The following is a 16,357-nucleotide window of genomic DNA, read 5'->3' on the forward strand; positions in this document are numbered from 1 at the left end:
CGTGAGCGCTGATTACTACGAGATCCTCGGTGTGGGGCGGGACGCGTCCGCCGACGAGGTCAAGAAGGCGTACCGCAAGCTCGCCATGAAGTATCACCCGGACGTCAGCGATGCCCCTGACGCCGCGGAGAAGTTCAAGCAGATCCAGGAGGCCTACGAGGTCCTGCACGATCCGCAGAAGAAGTCGATCTACGACCGCGGCGGCGACCCGATGGGCTCGGGCGGCGGCATGGGCGGCTTCGGCTTCGGCGGCGCGCAGGGCTTCGACATGGGCGATCTGTTCGGGGCGATGTTCGGCCAGTCCGCGTCGCGCGGGCCGCGGTCGCGCGTCCGGCGGGGCCAGGACGCCCTCGTCCGGCTCAATCTGGCGCTGGCGGAGGCGGCGTTCGGGGTGACGAAGCCGATCACGGTCGACACCGCGGTGATCTGCCCCTCCTGCCAAGGGTCCGGGTCGGGGGACGGCGGCCAGCCGGTGCAGTGCACGACGTGCCACGGCCAAGGCGACGTGACGACCGTCCAGCGCTCGTTCCTGGGCGACATCCGCACCGTCCAGCCGTGCCCCAACTGCCGCGGCTTCGGCACGATCATCGCCCACCCGTGTGGCGAATGTTCCGGCGAGGGACGCGTCCGCAGCACCCGGACGATCAACGTCAAGATCCCGCCGGGGGTGTCGACGGGCAACCGCGTCCACCTGGACTCGCAGGGTGAGGTGGGTCCCGGCGGCGGGCCGGCGGGCGACCTCTACGTCGAGATCTCGGTTCAGCCGCACGACGTCTTCCGCCGCGATGGCGACAACCTCGAGATGGTCGTCAAGGTGCCGATGACGGCGGCCGCCTTGGGCACCGAGGTCGACCTCGCCACGCTGGAGGCCGAGCGTGAGGGGACGGCGGCGGGTGACGCGACGGTGAAGCTGCACGTTCCGCCGTCGACCCAGTCCGGGACGCGGCTGGTCGTCGCCGGACGCGGCGTTCCGCGCCTGCGCGGGGGCGGACGCGGCGACCTCGGGGTTACGCTGCTGGTGCAGACCCCCAAACACCTGGACGACGCCCAGCGCGACCTGCTTCGACAGCTCGCCGAGCTGCGCGGGGAGAGCCGTCCAGAGGTAAGCGTGGATCGCGCGCGCAAGGGCATGTTCGACCGAATCAAGGACGCGTTCACGGCATGACAGAGGCACTGTTCCTGGCAGAGTTCTCCGACCCGACGGTCGGCGACGAGATCACGCTGTCCGGTGACGAGGGACGCCACGCGGTGGCCGTCCGGCGGATCGCGGTGGGGGAGCGCATCCTGCTCTCGGACGGTGCCGGCACGGCCGTGCGCGGCGAGGTGCTCTCGACGGAGAAAGCGTCGTTGTCCTTGCGCGTGGATGAAGTTCTTCGGACGCCGACGCGCGACCGTCGCTACATCGCCGCGCAGGCCCTCGCCAAGGGGGACCGCGCCGAGTTGGCCGTCGAAGTGATGACCGAGATGGGCATCGACGAGGTGGTGCCGTGGCAGGCGGCGCGCTCGATCGTGAAGTGGGTGCCGGATCGCGCCGAGCGGCACCTGGCGAAGTGGCGGTCGACGGCACGGGAGGCCACTAAGCAGTCGCGTCGCTTCCTGGTGCCGGTGGTGACCGTGCCGATGTCGACGCGTGAGCTGGCCCTGCGCGTTCCCGAGACGGCTTTGACGCTGATCCTGCACGAGGAGGCGTCAGTGCCGCTGGCGTCGGTCGCGCTGCCGGCGTCCGGCGACGTGATGATCGTGATCGGCCCCGAGGGCGGCATCGCGCCCGACGAGCTCGAGGCGCTGACGGCCGCCGGGGGAGTGCCGGTGTCGATCAGCGATGGGGTGCTGCGCACGTCGACCGCCGGGGTCGTCGCGCTGGCCCAGTTGCAGGCCCTCGGTGCCCGCTGAGTCGGACGCCGCCCGCCCGTTCGGCTTCTCGGTAGCATCCACGCTGCCGGACGCCCTCGGCCGGACCGGCGTCATCACCACGCCGCACGGCGAGATCAAGACCCCGGCGTTCATCGTCGTCGGCACCAAGGCGACGGTGAAGGCGGTCGTCCCGGAGGCGGTGGCCGCCGTGGGCGGCCAGGCGGTGCTGGCGAACGCCTATCACCTCTACCTCCAGCCGGGCTCCGACATCGTGGACGCCGGGGGCGGGCTCGGTGCGTTTATGAACTGGCCGGGCCCGACGTTCACGGACTCTGGTGGCTTCCAGGTGATGAGCCAGGGCGTCGGCTTCAAGAAGGTGCTCGCGATGGACACCGCCGGGCTCGCGGCGTCCGACATCGTGGCGCCCAACAAGGAGCGGATGGCCCACGTCGACGACGACGGGGTGACGTTCAAGTCGTTCCTGAACGGGTCGCTGCATCGGTTCACGCCCGAGGTCAGCATGCGCGTCCAGCACGAGCTGGGCGCCGACATCATGTTCGCCTTCGACGAGCTCACGACGCTGGCCGATTCGCGGGCTTACCAGGAGGCGTCCGTCGAGCGGACGCATCGCTGGGCTGCGCGTTGCCTGGCGGCGCACGGCGAGCTGACTCGCGACCGGGTGGGGAAGCCCTATCAGGCGTTGTTCGGGGTGGTCCAGGGCGCCCAGTACGAGGACCTGCGGCGGCGCGCGGCGTCCGGCCTGGCTGCGTTGGAGGTCGACGGACGCCGCTTCGACGGCTTCGGCCTCGGCGGGGCCATCGAGAAGGAGAACTTGGGGCGGATCGTGGGCTGGTGCTGCGAGGAACTGCCCGCTGACAAGCCGCGACACCTGCTCGGCATCTCCGAGCCGGACGACTTCTTCGCGGCCATCGAGGCCGGCGCGGACACGTTCGACTGCGTGAACCCCAGCCGGGTCGCCCGCAACGGCGCGATCTACACCGCCGACGGGCGCTACAACGTCAACACGGCCGCGAACCGGCGGGCGTTCGCGCCCTTGGAGGCCGGCTGCGACTGCTACACGTGTGCGCACTACACGCGGGCGTACCTGCACCACCTGTTCAAGGCCAAGGAGATGCTGGCGTCCACGCTGGCGACGATCCACAACGAGCGGTTCACGGTGCGGCTGGTCGACGACATTCGCGCGTCGATCGAGTCCGGATCGTTCGAGGCGTTCCGAGACGAGTTCCTGGGACGGTTCTACGCCGGACGCCGCTAGGTCTCGACAGGTTGCCACACGTCAATATCGTTTATCGATAACATCGGTCGACGATATGAGGGGCCATGCCTGGTATCGAGGGGAGTCGGTTGCGACGGCTGGAGGTGCGGGGCCGAGGGCTGCGGGCCCTCACCCGATTCATGACCGTGTTGGCCGTGCTGGTGGGAGTGGTCGAGCTCGGACTGCGGGTGATCCTCGGCATGGTCGCGGGGATCGGGGTGGATCCGGTCTACGCGAACCTGCCCCTGGTGAGGGTGGCCTTGATCACGGCGTCCCTGGTGGTGGCCTTCCGGGCGGGCGCGCGGTTAGAGAGGGACGCCGTCGGTGTCATCTGAGCCCTACGACGACGGTGACGCCCACCGGATCACCTGCCGGCTGGCCGACGTCCTGGACGCGCGCGGGGTCACCCTCACTGAACTTTCGGCGCGCACGGGCATCACGATGGCCAACCTGTCGATCCTCAAGACTGGCAAGGCGCGTGCGATCCGCTTCACGACGCTCACGGCCATCTGCGAGGCCCTCGACTGCACCCCGGCTGACCTGCTGACCCTGCGGGAGCCCTAGCCTGCGGGTGGCGCCGTTCCTCTGGGCCTTCATGGTGACGTTGTGTCGAGAGGGGACCCCGACGACCCGTCGTCCTTGGACGCCGCTGGTCGAGGCGACGTTTGGCTGCTGGGAGCAGGCCATGTGCAGCCGTGACGGAGTTGGTGAATCCGAGGCGCCTAGGTGGGAGTGGTGGTGCTTGTCGTCAGGCGCCGAGTTTGGCTCGGTTCAGAGCCTTGACCCAGGCGTCCTCGCCGATGAGACGGACGTCGGCGGCGCGCTGGCGTCCGAAGGCGAACAGGGTCAGCTCGGACGGGCGTCCCACGATCGTCACGGTCGACTCGCCGGCCTTCACCCGGACCGGCGGCGCGTCGGCGTCCGACCGTTCCAGCAGGACGCCGACCGGCGCCTTCGCGAAGAGCAGTCGTCCCATGACGGGTAGGCGCTTCCACAGCGCGTCCTCGAACGAGGCGTCGATCGGACGCCGCGGCAGGCCGTTGGCCCGGCGGACGTCCTCGGTGTGGACGAGGAACTCGGTGGCGTTGACCAGATCATCCGTCGCCGGCAGCAGCGTCAACGGCGTTCGCGGCGTTTCCCGTAGCCGCGTGGCCATCTCGACGAAGCTCATCTTCTCGCGGGCGGCCGCCATGGCGTCTTCGGTGACCTTCTCGAACCGCTTCGACGCGATGCCCAGCAGGGACGCCACGTTGCGCTCACGCACCCAGCTGTGGGACGCGAGGTCGTAGGCCGTCCAGCCCTCGCACAGCGTCGGCGCATGGGCCCCGACCTCCAGCAGGGCGGACGAGTAGGCCTGGCGCTGATCGGATGCGTGTCCCATGGCCCGGAGAATACCCGGCGCCACCGACCGGACGCCGCTGCGCCGCCACCGGCACCCGATGCGACAATGCCGCCGTGACCGCACTCACCATCACCCCTGACCTGGACGCCTTCCGCGAGGCCGCGTCCGCCGACGGCGTCCGGGTGATCTCGGTGTTCACGCGCCTGCTGGCCGACGACTTCACCCCGGTCGGGCTCTACCACGCCCTCTGCGGCGACCGCACGGGCACCTTCCTGTTCGAGTCCGCCGACAACGGGCAGTGGAGCCGCTACTCCGTGGTCGGCGTGAACGCCGCCGCCACCCTGACCGAGGCCAACGGCGACGCCGTGTGGCGTTGGTCCGGACGCCCCATCGCGGGCCTGCCCACCGGAGGCGATCCCGTTCAGGTGTTGCGCGACACGCTGGCGTTGTTGGCCACCCCGACCGCCCCAGGACTGCCGCCGATGTGCGCCACGCTGGTCGGCTACCTGGGCTACGACGTGGTCCGCCGGCTCGAGCATCTGCCGGACGCCCCGGCCGACGATCTCGGCCTGCCCGAGCTGGTCATGATGCTGATGACTGACCTGGCCGTCCTCGACCACCACACCGGTGAGGTCTGGCTCATCGCCAACGCCCTCAACTTCGACGGCTCCCACGACCGCGTGGATGACGCCCACGCCGACGCCGCCGTGCGCGTCCAGGCGATGGTCGACCGCCTCACCGAGCCCGCCGCGCCGCTGATCGCCACGGCGTCCGACGAAGAATGGCCCGACGTCGTCCGACAGCGGACCCCCGAGGAGTACCAGGCGCTCGTCGTCGACGCCGTCGAGGAGATCCGTGCCGGTGAGGCCTTCCAGATCGTCGGCAGCCAGCGCTTCGAGGTGCCGTGCACGGCCGACCCGCTCGACGTCTACCGGGTGCTGCGTCGGACCAACCCCAGTCCCTACCTCTACCTCCTGCGGCTCGACGGCTTCGCGGTCGTCGGGTCCAGCCCCGAGGCACTCGTCACGGTGACGGACGGCCGCGCGGTGACGCGTCCGATCGCCGGGACGCGTCCGCGGGGCGCCACCCCCGAACAAGACGTTGCCTTGGAAGCCGAGCTGCTCGCCGACCCGAAGGAGCGCGCCGAGCACCTGATGTTGGTCGACCTCGGACGCAACGACCTCGGACGCGTCTGCGTGCCCGGCTCTGTCGAGGTCGTCGAGTTCATGAAGGTGCGCCGCTACAGCCACGTCATGCACCTGGAGGCGGCCGTCATCGGACGCCTCGCGCCCGGTCGGACCGCCCTGGACGCCACCCTGTCGTGCTTCCCGGCGGGGACGCTCTCGGGTGCCCCGAAGGTCCGGGCGATGGAGATCATCGACCGGCTCGAGGTCAGCCGCCGCGGCCTCTACGGCGGCGTGGTGGGCCACTTCGACCTCTCCGGCGACAGCGATGTGGCCATCGCTATTCGGACGGCCGTGATCAAGGACGGTCGCGCCTACGTCCAGGCCGGCGCCGGGCTCGTCGCCGATTCCGTCCCGGCCAGCGAGGACGCCGAGTGCCGCAACAAGGCCATGGCCGTCCTGCGCGCCGTCCAGCAGGCCGCCGGCCTGACCCGGGTGGGTCCGGCCTAGACCGCCAGCAGGCGCGCCGTTCCGAATCGCGCACCCCGTGGTGGAGAAACGCACCCACTCCTGGGATGCTGTCTCCAGCCCACGACCACGTCGAACCAGGAAGGACGAGCCATGACCCACGGCACGGCCCATCAGTCCATCGATCCCGTCCGCAGCGCGACCCAGCCGCTGACCCATCACGGACGCACCCTGGCGGCCTGGACCGGAAGCGTCATCGCCCTCGTCGGGTTCGTCATCGCCGCGGTCGCGTTCGTGCTGCCCGGCGGCATCAACTGGACCGTCATGTGGATCGGGCTGGCCATCGTGGCCCTGTCGGCGATCGTCGGCCTCGTGCTGCGCAACATGGGCCACGGCGCCAAGGAGAACTGAGTGGGGGTCCTGGACGAGATCATCGTCGGGGTCCGCGAAGACTTAGCCGTCCGCGAGGCGTCTCTTCCCCTCCGGGAACTGATGGACGCCGTCGCGCAGCTTCCCCCCACGCTCGACCCCATGCCCCGCTTCCGGGCACCGGAACTGGCGGTCATCGCCGAGGTCAAGCGGTCCAGCCCGTCGAAGGGCGCGCTGGCCGAGATCGCTGATCCCGCCGCGCTGGCGTCCGAGTACGCCGCCGGGGGGGCCGCCGCGATCTCGGTCTTGACCGAGCGACGCCGCTTCGGCGGCGAGCTGGCCGACCTGGTGGCGGTCAGGCAGAGCGTCGGGGTCCCGGTGCTCCGCAAGGACTTCATGGTCGCCGACTACCAGTTCTACGAGGCCCGGGTCGCGGGGGCCGACCTGGTGCTGCTGATCGCTGCAGCCCTCACCGATGCCGAGCTCGGACGCTTCCTGGAACTCTCCCGGCATCTCATGCTCACGCCGCTGGTTGAGGTCCACACGCCCGAGGAGACCCGGCGCGCGGTCGCGTCCGGGGCGGCGCTGATCGGGGTCAACAACCGCAACCTGCAGACCCTCGACGTCAACATCGCCGAGTTCGAGAAGCTGGCGAGCCTCATTCCGGCCGACCGGATCAAGGTCGCCGAGTCCGGGATCCTGGCCGTCGGCGACGTCGAACGCGTGGCGTCTGCCGGGGCCGACGTGATCCTGGTAGGGGAGGCGCTGGTCAGGTCCGGGGACCCCCGTCGCGCCGTGGCAGACTTCACGGCGGCGGGAACGGCTGCTCGCCAGCGCTGACGTCAGTCGGCGTCCCACCATCGAGAGGAAACGACGTGTCCTGGCCCGATGCCGGTGGTCACTACGACATCTTCGGCGGCAAGTACGTTCCCGAGGCGCTGTACGCGGCCCTCGACCAGCTCGACCGCGAGTTCACCGCGGCCCAGTCCGACCCGGAGTTCCAGGCCGAACTCGGACGCCTCCTGCGCGACTACGCGGGGCGTCCGAGCCCCATCACGGAGCTGCCCAAGCTCAGCCGACACGCGGGCAACGCCCGCCTGGTCGCCAAGCGCGAGGATCTGAACCACACCGGCTCGCACAAGATCAACAACGTTCTCGGCCAGGCGCTGCTCACCAAACGCATGGGCAAGCGCCGGGTCATCGCCGAGACCGGAGCCGGCCAGCACGGCGTGGCCACCGCGACCGCCGCCGCGCTGCTGGGCCTCGAGTGCCGCGTCTACATGGGCCGCGTCGACACCGACCGCCAGGCCCTCAACGTCGCCCGGATGCAGCTGCTGGGCGCCGAGGTGGTCGCGGTCGAGTCCGGGTCGAAGACCCTCAAGGACGCCATGAACGAGGCCATGCGCGAGTGGGTGGCCACCGTCGACGAGACCCACTACCTGATCGGCTCGGTCGCCGGCCCGCACCCCTTCCCGCGCATGGTCAAGGGCTTCCAGCGGGTCATCAGCGACGAGGCCCGCGCCCAGCTGCTCGATCGCGACGGGGTGCTGCCCTACGGGGTGGCCGCCTGCGTCGGCGGTGGCAGCAACGCGATGGGCATGTTCGCGGCGTTCATCGACGACCCGGACGTCGCGCTGTACGGCTTCGAGGCCGCCGGCGACGGCGTCGAGACCGGACGCCACGCGGCGTCCATCTCGGCCGGCAGCGTCGGCGTCCTGCACGGCATGCGGACGTACGTCCTGCAGGATGACGACGGCCAGACCCTCGAGTCCCATTCGATCTCGGCCGGCCTGGACTACCCGGGCGTCGGCCCGGAGCACGCCTGGCTGGCGGCGTCCGGACGCGGCACCTACGAGCCCGTGACCGACGCCGAGGCGATGGACGCCTTTCGGCTGCTCACCCGCGAGGAGGGCATCATCCCGGCCATCGAGTCGGCGCACGCGGTCGCCGGGGCAATGCGCCTCGGCCGCCGGCTCGCCGAGGAGCAGCCCGAGCTGCGGCCTACGATCTGCATCTGCCTGTCCGGCCGCGGCGACAAGGACACCGACACGGCGCTCTCCTGGTTCGGCCTCGACGGCACCCCCGATCGGTCGATGGGAGGCGGGTTCTGATGGCGGATTACGGACAGTCGGGGCAGGCCTTCCTCAAGGCCAAGGCCGAAGGACGCGGCGCGCTGGTCGCCTACGTGCCGGTCGGCTACCCGGACGTGGCCACGTCGTACGCCGCGATGCGCGCCGTCTGCGGCGACGGGGACACCCCCGGCGTCGACCTGGTCGAGATCGGGCTGCCCTACAGCGACCCGGTCCTCGACGGACCCGTCATCCAGCGGGCCGGCACCCAGGCCCTGCAGCGCGGCGTCCGGACGCGGGACGTCTTCGGCGCCATCGAGGCCGTCGCCTCCACGGGGACGCCTGCGGTGGCCATGACCTACTGGAACCTCGTCGACCGCTACGGCGTGGACGCCTTCGCCCGCGACTTCGCGAACGCCGGCGGCTGCGGCTTGATCACGCCCGACCTCACCCCGGACGAGGCCGAGGAGTGGCTGGCCGCCTCCGACGCCTACGGCCTCGACCGCATCTTCCTGGTGTCTCCGAGTTCGACCGACGAGCGCATCGTCGCCACGACCGCCGCCTGCCGGGGCTGGGTCTACGCGACCGCTGTCATGGGCGTCACCGGCGCCCGGACCGAGACCTCGTCCCTGGCTCCCGAACTGGTCGGACGCCTCCGTGCCTTGGCCCCCGACACGCTCGTCGGCGTCGGGCTCGGTGTCTCGACCGGCGCCCAGGCGCGTGAGATCACCGGCTACGCGGACGCCGCCATCGTCGGCTCCGCCCTCGTCCGAACCCTGATCGAGGCCGAGGATGCCGGACGCCCGAGCGATCTGAGCGGTCTACGCCGGGTCGTGGCCGACCTCACTGCGGGCGTACGGTTGCGGTCGTGAGCCTGCTGTTCATTCCGAGCCCGCCGATCAACGGCGTCCAACTGGGGCCGTTCTTCGTGCACTTCTACGCGCTGACGATGCTGTCCGGCTTCGCGGTGGCGTTCCTGATCGGACGCCGGCGCTGGGTCACGCGCGGGGGAGACCCCGTCGTCTTCGAGAACATCGTGATGTGGGCGATCCCGTCCGGCCTCGTCGGGGCGCGGATCTACCACGTGCTCACCCACTGGGGCGACTACTTCGGCCCGGGGCACCTCAACCCCTTCGCGATCTGGGAGGGCGGCATCGCGATGTTCGGGTCGCTCATGGGCGGCGCCATCGGCGCCCTCATCGCGGCCCGGCTCTACAAGGTGCGCCTGTGGGCCTTCGGCGACTGCATCGCCCCCGGCATCGCGGTCGCGCAGGCCGTCGGACGCCTCGGCAACTGGTTCAACCAGGAACTCCTCGGACAGCCCTCAACGGCCCCCTGGGCGCTCGAGATCGACCTCGCTCACCGGCCCCCGGGCCTGGAGCAGTTCGCCACCTTCGAGCCCACGTTCCTCTACGAGCTGCTGCTGAACCTGCTGGCCGCGGCGATCATCCTCAAGCTCGACAAGATGCTTCGCCTGGGCCACGGGGCCTGCTTCGCCCTATACATCGCGCTGTACGGCGCGATCCGCTTCGTCATCGAGGGCATGCGCACCGACTTCTCGTACTACCTCGGCCCGCTCCGGACGAACCAGGTCACGGCGCTGGCGGTCTGCATCGGTGGCGCCATCGGTTTCGTCCTGCTGCGGCGCTTCCTGCCGGGCCGCGAGGCGCCGCACCTCGAGGCGTCCGAGCCGGTGACGTCGGAGGCTGGGACGGACGCGTCGGCGTCCGAATGAATCTGTAAGCTGCGCGCGGGTCGGCGTCGCTGAGGCGCTGACCCCGGCCATGACGCGCCGGCCGGGCGCGCGACGCGCTGCTCCCGGTCTGGTCTCGTGCGCCGATGAACTGCAAAGACGGGAGTTCCCATGGTGATGCCCAGCCGCGCGGCCGAAGGTCTGTACGACCCTTCGTTCGAGCACGACGCCTGCGGTGTCGCCTTCGTCGCCCAGTTGAGCGGGACGCCGAGCCACGACATCGTCGCCAAGGGGCTCACCGCACTCGAGAACCTGGACCATCGTGGCGCCACCGGCGCCGACGAGGCGGCCGGCGACGGCGCGGGGATGCTGCTGCAGGTGCCCGACCGGCTCATCCGCGAGACGGTCAATTTCCACCTGCCCGAGCCCGGCCACTACGCCATCGGCATGGCCTTCCTGCCCTCGGACGCCCGCGCCCGCGCCACCGCCAAGCGCACCATCGAGTACATCGCGATCGAGGAGGGGCTGCGCGTCCTCGGCTGGCGCGACGTGCCCACCAACACCGACACGCTCAGCCCCGTCTCGTTGGCGGTGAAGCCGTTCTTCGAGCAGCTCATCGTCACCGACGACGTCGACCCGACCGCCGGCATCGACCTGGACCGGATGGTGTACCCGCTGCGCAAGCGCGCCCAAAACGAGGCGTCCGTGTACATCGCCTCGCTGTCGGCGCGGACGCTTGTCTACAAGGGCATGCTCACCACCCAACAGCTGCGCGAGGTGTTCCCGGATCTCACCGACGAGCGCTGCGAGTCCGCGCTCTCGCTGGTGCACTCGCGCTTCTCGACCAACACGTTCCCGTCCTGGGAGCTGGCGCACCCCTACCGGATGCTGGCCCACAACGGCGAGATCAACACCATCAAGGGCAACCGCAACTGGATGGCCGCGCGCGAGTCGCTGCTGTCCACCGACAAGATCCCCGGCGACCTGTCCCGGACCTTCCCGGTGGTCACGCCGGGCGGCTCCGACTCGGCGTCCTTCGACGAGGTGCTCGAACTGCTGCACCTGGCCGGACGCTCCCTGCCGCACGCGGTCATGATGATGATCCCGGAGGCCTGGGAGAACAACCGCCAGATGGACGCCAAGCGGCGCGACTTCTACCGCTTCCACGCGTCCGTCATCGAGCCCTGGGACGGCCCGGCGGCCGTCTGCTTTACCGACGGGTCGCTCATCGGGGCCACGCTGGACCGCAACGGCCTGCGTCCGGGACGGTTCTGGGTGACCGACGACGGACTCGTCGTGTTCGCGTCCGAGGCCGGAGTGCTCGACATTCCGCAGAGCAAGGTCGTGAAGAAGGGGCGCCTCCAGCCCGGTCGCATGCTGCTGGTCGACCTCGAGCAGCATCGCCTCATCGACGACACCGAGATCAAGCAGCAGTTGGCCGAGGCGCAGCCGTACGGCGAGTGGGTGACCCGACGCCTGAACCTGAAGAACCTGCCCGAGCGCGCCCACGTGGTGCACTCGCACAGCTCGGTGCTGCGCCGCCACCAGATGTTCGGCTACACCAACGAAGAGGTGAAGACGATCATCGCCCCGATGGCCGAGACCGGCGCCGAGGCGATCGGATCGATGGGCACCGACACCCCGCTGGCGGTGCTCTCCGAGCGTCCGCGGCTGCTGTTCGACTACTTCAGCCAGCTCTTCGCGCAGGTGACGAACCCGCCGCTGGACGCCATCCGCGAAGAGATGGTGACGTCGCTGTCGAGCTCGATCGGGCCTGAGAGCAACCTGCTGGAGCCCGGCCCGGACTCCTGCCACCAGATCGTGATCCCGTACCCCGTTCTGGACTCCGACGAGCTGGCCAAGCTGGTCCGGATCAACCGCGACGGCAGCCACCCCGAGTTCGACAGCTACGTCATCCGCGGGCTCTACCAGGTGCACGACGGCGGCCCTGCGCTGGAAGCTCGCCTGGACGAGATCTGCACCGAGGTCGGCGAGGCGATCAAGAACGGCAAGCGGACGATCATCTTGTCCGATCGCCACAGCAACACCGACGAGGCCCCGATCCCGTCGCTGCTGCTGGTCGCGGCGGTGCACCAGTACCTGGTGCGCGAGAAGCTGCGCACGCAGGTCGGCCTGATCGTCGAGGCCGGCGACGTCCGCGAGGTGCACCACATGGCGCTCCTGATCGCCTACGGCGCTGCGGCCGTCAACCCCTACCTGGTCTTCGAGACCGCCGAGGACCTGGCCCGCAACGAGCTGTACCTCACGGTGACCCCCGAGAAGGCGATCTACAACGTCCGCAAGGCGCTCGGCAAGGGCGTGTTGAAGGTCATGAGCAAGATGGGCGTCTCGACGCTGGCGTCCTACACCGGCTCGATGATCTTCGAGGCCGTGGGCCTGTCCAGCGAGTTCGTGGGCAAGTACTTCACGGGCACGGCATCCCGCATCGAGGGCATCGGGGTCACCGAGATCGCCGAGGAGATCCGGCAGCGGCATTCGTGGGCGCATCCGTCCGACCACCGGACGGTGGCCCACCGCACGCTCGACGTCGGCGGCGAGTACAAGTGGCGCCGCGAGGGCCCGCCGCACCTGTTCGATCCCGACACGGTCTTCCGGCTGCAGCACGCGACACGCACGAAGCGGTTCGACATCTTCCGCCAGTACACCCAGGGCGTGAACGACCAGGCCAAGCGCCTGATGACGCTGCGCGGCCTGCTGGAGTTCGACACGGACGCCCGCGAGCCGATCAGCATCGACGAGGTCGAGCCGATCAGCGCGATCGTCAAGCGGTTCTCGACGGGTGCCATGAGCTACGGCTCGATCAGCCGCGAGGCCCACGAGACGCTGGCGCGTGCGATGAACAAGCTGGGTGCCAAGTCGAACACCGGCGAGGGCGGCGAGGACCGCGAGCGCCTCTACGACCCCGAGCGCCGCTCGGCGATCAAGCAGGTGGCGTCCGGACGTTTCGGCGTCACGAGCGACTACCTGACGAACGCCGACGACATCCAGATCAAGATGGCCCAGGGCGCCAAGCCCGGCGAGGGTGGCCAGCTGCCCGGCCAGAAGGTTTACCCCTGGATCGCCTCGACCCGGCACTCCACGCCGGGCGTCGGCCTGATCAGCCCGCCGCCGCACCACGACATCTACTCGATCGAGGATCTCAAGCAGCTGATCCACGACCTGAAGTGCGCGAACCCGGTGGCCCGCATCCACGTGAAGCTGGTCGCCGAGGTGGGCGTCGGCACGGTCGCCGCCGGCGTCAGCAAGGCCAAGGCCGACGTGGTGCTGATCTCCGGCCACGACGGTGGCACCGGCGCCGCGCCCCTCACGTCCGTCAAGCACGCCGGCGGGCCCTGGGAGCTCGGCCTCGCCGAGACGCAGCAGACGCTCCTGCTCAACGGGCTGCGCGAACGCGTGGTCGTGCAGGTCGACGGCCAGCTCAAGACCGGACGCGACGTCGTCATCGGCGCGCTGCTCGGGGCCGAGGAGTTCGGCTTCGCCACCGCCCCGCTGGTCGTGTCGGGCTGCATCATGATGCGCGCGTGCCACCTCGACACCTGCCCCGTCGGCGTCGCCACGCAGAACCCCGAGCTGCGCGAGAAGTTCACCGGCGACCCGGAGTTTGTCGTCACGTTTTTTGAGTACATCGCCGAAGAGGTCCGCGAACTGCTGGCGTCCCTGGGCTTCCGCCGTCTCGAGGACGCCGTCGGTCACGTCGAGCTGCTCCGGACGCGCGAGGCCATCGACCACTGGAAGGCGCAGGGGCTCGACCTCGCGCCGATCCTGCACCGCGTCGAACTGGCGCCGGGGGCGTCCCTGAAGAACTCGACGACCCAGGACCACGGCCTCGACGCCAAGCTGGACGTGACCCTCATCGAGCAGGCGCGTCCGGCGCTCGACAAGGGCGAACGCGTCCGGTTCGCGGTGGACGTCCGCAATGTCGACCGCACCGTCGGCACGATGCTGGGCCACCACGTCACCAAGGCCACGAAGGGCGAGGGTCTGCCGGACGACACCATCGAGATCGACTTCACCGGCACCGGCGGCCAGAGCTTCGGCGCGTTCGTGCCGAAGGGCATCACGCTGCGGCTCACCGGCGACACGAACGACTACCTGGGCAAGGGCCTGTCGGGCGGACGCCTCGTCGTGCGTCCAGCCGCGGACGCGCCATTCGCCGCCGAGGAGCAGATCATCGCCGGCAACGTCATCGGCTACGGCGCCACGTCCGGTGAGCTGTTCATCCGCGGTCTCGTGGGCGAGCGGTTCTGCGTCCGCAACTCCGGGGCGACCGCGGTCGTCGAGGGCGTGGGCGACCATGCGTGCGAGTACATGACCGGGGGAGAGGCGCTGATCCTCGGCCCCACCGGACGCAACGTCGCCGCCGGCATGTCCGGTGGCGTGGCCTGGATCCTCGACCTCGATCTCGACCGGCTCAACTCCGAGCTGGCCGACCCGTGTCCCCTGAGCGATACCGACCTCGATCGGGTCACCGAGCTGCTGGCCAAGCACCACGCCGAGACCGGCTCGACCGTCGCCCGGGTGCTCCTGGACGCCGGCCGTGACGAGCTGGCTAGGCGCTTCACCAAGGTCCTGCCGCGCGACTATGCGCGCGTGCTGGCCGCCAAGGCCGACGCGGAGGCGTCCGGTCTCGATTCCGAAACTACGGTCAAGCTGATGATGGAGGCCGCTCATGGCTGATCCCAGGGGCTTCATGAAGTACCCCCGCGAGGTCGCGACGCGGCGTCCGGTCGCCGAGCGCGTGCAGGACTGGCAGGAGGTGTACCCCGAATCGCCGGGACGCGCCGTCCTGCCGATCATCACCAAGCAGGCGGCCCGGTGCATGGACTGCGGCATCCCGTTCTGCCACTCCGGCTGCCCGCTGGGCAACCTCATCCCGGAGTGGAACGACCTCATCTACCGGGACGCCTGGGTCGAGGCCACCGACCGACTGCACGCGACGAACAACTTCCCCGAGTTCACCGGACGCCTCTGCCCGGCGCCCTGCGAGACGGCCTGCGTCGAGGGCATCAACCGCGACCCGGTCACGATCAAGAACATCGAGGTCGCCATCGCCGACAAGGCGTGGGACGACCGCCGCATCGATCCGGTGCTGACCGAGTGGCACACGCTCAAGACGGTCGCGATCGTCGGCTCGGGTCCGGCGGGCCTGGCCGCGGCCCAGCAGCTGACCCGGATGGGCCACACGGTCGTCGTCTACGAGCGTGCGGACGCCGTCGGCGGGCTCCTGCGCTACGGCATCCCCGAGTTCAAGATGGAGAAGGCGATCCTCGATCGCCGCGTCAAGCAGATGGTCCGTGAAGGCACCGTCTTCCGGACCGGCGTCAACGTCGGCGTCGACATCACGGGCGACCAGCTGCGCGAGCAGTACGACGCGGTCTTGCTGGCCATCGGGTCGACCGTCCCGCGCGACCTGGACGTCCCCGGACGCGAGCTGGCCGGGATCCACCAGGCCATGGAGTTCCTGCCGCAGGCCAACCGCGTGGCGGTCGGCGAGGAGGTGACCGATCAGATCCTGGCCACGGGCAAGAACGTCGTCATCATCGGCGGTGGCGACACCGGCGCAGACTGCCTCGGCACGTCCATCCGGCAGGGCGCCACGTCGATCACGCAGTTGGAGATCCTGCCGACCCCGCCGCAGGGGCGTCCCGACACCCAGCCGTGGCCGACCTACCCGATGGTCTACCGCGTCAGCTCGGCTCACGAGGAGGGCGGCGAGCGGCTCTACTCGGTCAACACGCGCGAGTTCATCGGCGCCGACGGCCAGGTGACCGGGCTGCGCCTCGACGAGGTGCGCTTCGAGGGCGGTCGCTTCGTGCCGGTCGAGGGCAGCGAGCGCGTCCTGGACGCCGACCTCGTGCTGCTCGCCATGGGCTTCCTGCACCCGCAGCGCGAGGGCCTCGTCGAGCAGCTGGGTGTCGACCTGGACGCCCGCGGCAACGTCGCGCGCAACGACGACTTCGAGACCTCGGTGCCGGGCGTTTTCGTCTGCGGGGACGCCGGACGTGGCCAGTCGTTGATTGTCTGGGCGATTGCCGAGGGCCGCTCCTGCGCCAACGGAGTGGACGCGTTCCTGCAGGGCGAGAAGTCACAGCTGCCGAAGCCGATCCTGCCGACCGCGCGTCCGCTGGTGGTCTGAGCGCC

The 16,357-nt window shown here is 70.0% G+C and carries 14 protein-coding genes; 13 read left to right on the plus strand and 1 reads right to left on the minus strand.

Annotation, left to right across the window (positions count from 1 at the left end; all coding sequences use genetic code 11):
- Position 1: 1 nt before the first annotated feature.
- The 5 genes from dnaJ (at position 2) to FN821_RS02240 (ending at position 3,694) form a co-directional block, all read left to right on the plus strand.
- Complete coding sequence (gene dnaJ / locus FN821_RS02220; RefSeq protein ID WP_131170929.1) at positions 2–1,165, plus strand: molecular chaperone DnaJ; 1,164 nt, start codon at positions 2–4, stop codon at positions 1,163–1,165.
- Positions 1,162–1,893: a 16S rRNA (uracil(1498)-N(3))-methyltransferase gene (locus FN821_RS02225; protein WP_131170930.1), complete on the plus strand. Its 732-nt coding sequence runs from the start codon at positions 1,162–1,164 to the stop codon at positions 1,891–1,893. Before dnaJ ends, FN821_RS02225 begins: the two co-directional genes overlap by 4 nt.
- A complete protein-coding gene (gene tgt, locus FN821_RS02230) occupies positions 1,883–3,130 on the plus strand; it encodes a tRNA guanosine(34) transglycosylase Tgt (protein WP_241660055.1) in 1,248 nt (415 codons plus the stop codon). The genes FN821_RS02225 and tgt overlap by 11 nt, the downstream gene beginning before the upstream one ends.
- Before the next feature lie 65 nt (positions 3,131–3,195).
- The gene (locus FN821_RS02235; protein WP_131170932.1) at positions 3,196–3,465 is read left to right on the plus strand and encodes a hypothetical protein; all 270 of its coding nucleotides are present in this window, start codon (positions 3,196–3,198) and stop codon (positions 3,463–3,465) included.
- A complete protein-coding gene (locus tag FN821_RS02240; protein WP_131170933.1) occupies positions 3,455–3,694 on the plus strand; it encodes a helix-turn-helix domain-containing protein in 240 nt (79 codons plus the stop codon). Before FN821_RS02235 ends, FN821_RS02240 begins: the two co-directional genes overlap by 11 nt.
- Positions 3,695–3,878: 184 nt before the next feature.
- Here FN821_RS02240 and FN821_RS02245 read toward each other — a convergent pair whose 3' ends face one another.
- On the minus strand, positions 3,879–4,511 hold the full coding sequence (locus FN821_RS02245) for a TIGR03085 family metal-binding protein (protein ID WP_131170934.1): 633 nt from the start codon (positions 4,509–4,511) through the stop codon (positions 3,879–3,881).
- 74 nt (positions 4,512–4,585) lie between these two features.
- Between FN821_RS02245 and FN821_RS02250 the strand changes: the two genes are divergently transcribed.
- The 8 genes from FN821_RS02250 (at position 4,586) to FN821_RS02285 (ending at position 16,352) form a co-directional block, all read left to right on the plus strand.
- Positions 4,586–6,106, plus strand: a complete 1,521-nt coding sequence (locus FN821_RS02250; protein WP_131170935.1) for an anthranilate synthase component I — start codon at positions 4,586–4,588, stop codon at positions 6,104–6,106.
- Between the two features lie 111 nt (positions 6,107–6,217).
- Positions 6,218–6,475 (plus strand): DUF202 domain-containing protein, encoded by a 258-nt coding sequence (locus FN821_RS02255; protein ID WP_131170936.1) that lies wholly within the window; start codon positions 6,218–6,220, stop codon positions 6,473–6,475.
- Entirely contained in the window at positions 6,476–7,273 is a 798-nt protein-coding gene (gene trpC, locus FN821_RS02260) for an indole-3-glycerol phosphate synthase TrpC (protein WP_131170937.1), read from the plus strand.
- 35 nt (positions 7,274–7,308) lie between these two features.
- On the plus strand, positions 7,309–8,544 hold the full coding sequence (gene trpB, locus FN821_RS02265) for a tryptophan synthase subunit beta (RefSeq protein ID WP_241660056.1): 1,236 nt from the start codon (positions 7,309–7,311) through the stop codon (positions 8,542–8,544).
- Positions 8,544–9,374, plus strand: a complete 831-nt coding sequence (gene trpA, locus FN821_RS02270; protein ID WP_131170939.1) for a tryptophan synthase subunit alpha — start codon at positions 8,544–8,546, stop codon at positions 9,372–9,374. Before trpB ends, trpA begins: the two co-directional genes overlap by 1 nt.
- Positions 9,371–10,237, plus strand: coding sequence for a prolipoprotein diacylglyceryl transferase (gene lgt, locus FN821_RS02275; protein ID WP_131170940.1), 867 nt, complete (start codon positions 9,371–9,373; stop codon positions 10,235–10,237). The genes trpA and lgt overlap by 4 nt, the downstream gene beginning before the upstream one ends.
- Before the next feature lie 129 nt (positions 10,238–10,366).
- Positions 10,367–14,893 carry a glutamate synthase large subunit gene (gltB, locus tag FN821_RS02280; protein WP_131170941.1) on the plus strand — a complete coding sequence of 1,509 codons (4,527 nt, stop codon included), beginning with the start codon at positions 10,367–10,369 and terminating at the stop codon, positions 14,891–14,893.
- Positions 14,886–16,352 (plus strand): glutamate synthase subunit beta, encoded by a 1,467-nt coding sequence (locus tag FN821_RS02285; RefSeq protein WP_131170942.1) that lies wholly within the window; start codon positions 14,886–14,888, stop codon positions 16,350–16,352. The genes gltB and FN821_RS02285 overlap by 8 nt, the downstream gene beginning before the upstream one ends.
- Positions 16,353–16,357 lie beyond the last annotated feature (5 nt).

Origin of the sequence: Propioniciclava tarda (assembly GCF_900182665.1) — a bacterium.
Classification (GTDB): Bacteria; Actinomycetota; Actinomycetes; order Propionibacteriales; family Propionibacteriaceae; genus Propioniciclava; species Propioniciclava tarda.

What these genes read in the sequence shown, in the direction of transcription:
- gltB (WP_131170941.1), top strand. Translation starts at nt 10,367, where the DNA reads ATGGTGATGCCCAGCCGCGCGGCCGAAGGTCTGTACGACCCTTCGTTC.
- FN821_RS02225 (WP_131170930.1), top strand. Translation starts at nt 1,162, where the DNA reads ATGACAGAGGCACTGTTCCTGGCAGAGTTCTCCGACCCGACGGTCGGC.
- FN821_RS02255 (WP_131170936.1), top strand. Translation starts at nt 6,218, where the DNA reads ATGACCCACGGCACGGCCCATCAGTCCATCGATCCCGTCCGCAGCGCG.
- trpA (WP_131170939.1), top strand. Translation starts at nt 8,544, where the DNA reads ATGGCGGATTACGGACAGTCGGGGCAGGCCTTCCTCAAGGCCAAGGCC.
- FN821_RS02245 (WP_131170934.1), bottom strand. Translation starts at nt 4,511, where the DNA reads ATGGGACACGCATCCGATCAGCGCCAGGCCTACTCGTCCGCCCTGCTG.
- FN821_RS02235 (WP_131170932.1), top strand. Translation starts at nt 3,196, where the DNA reads ATGCCTGGTATCGAGGGGAGTCGGTTGCGACGGCTGGAGGTGCGGGGC.
- FN821_RS02285 (WP_131170942.1), top strand. Translation starts at nt 14,886, where the DNA reads ATGGCTGATCCCAGGGGCTTCATGAAGTACCCCCGCGAGGTCGCGACG.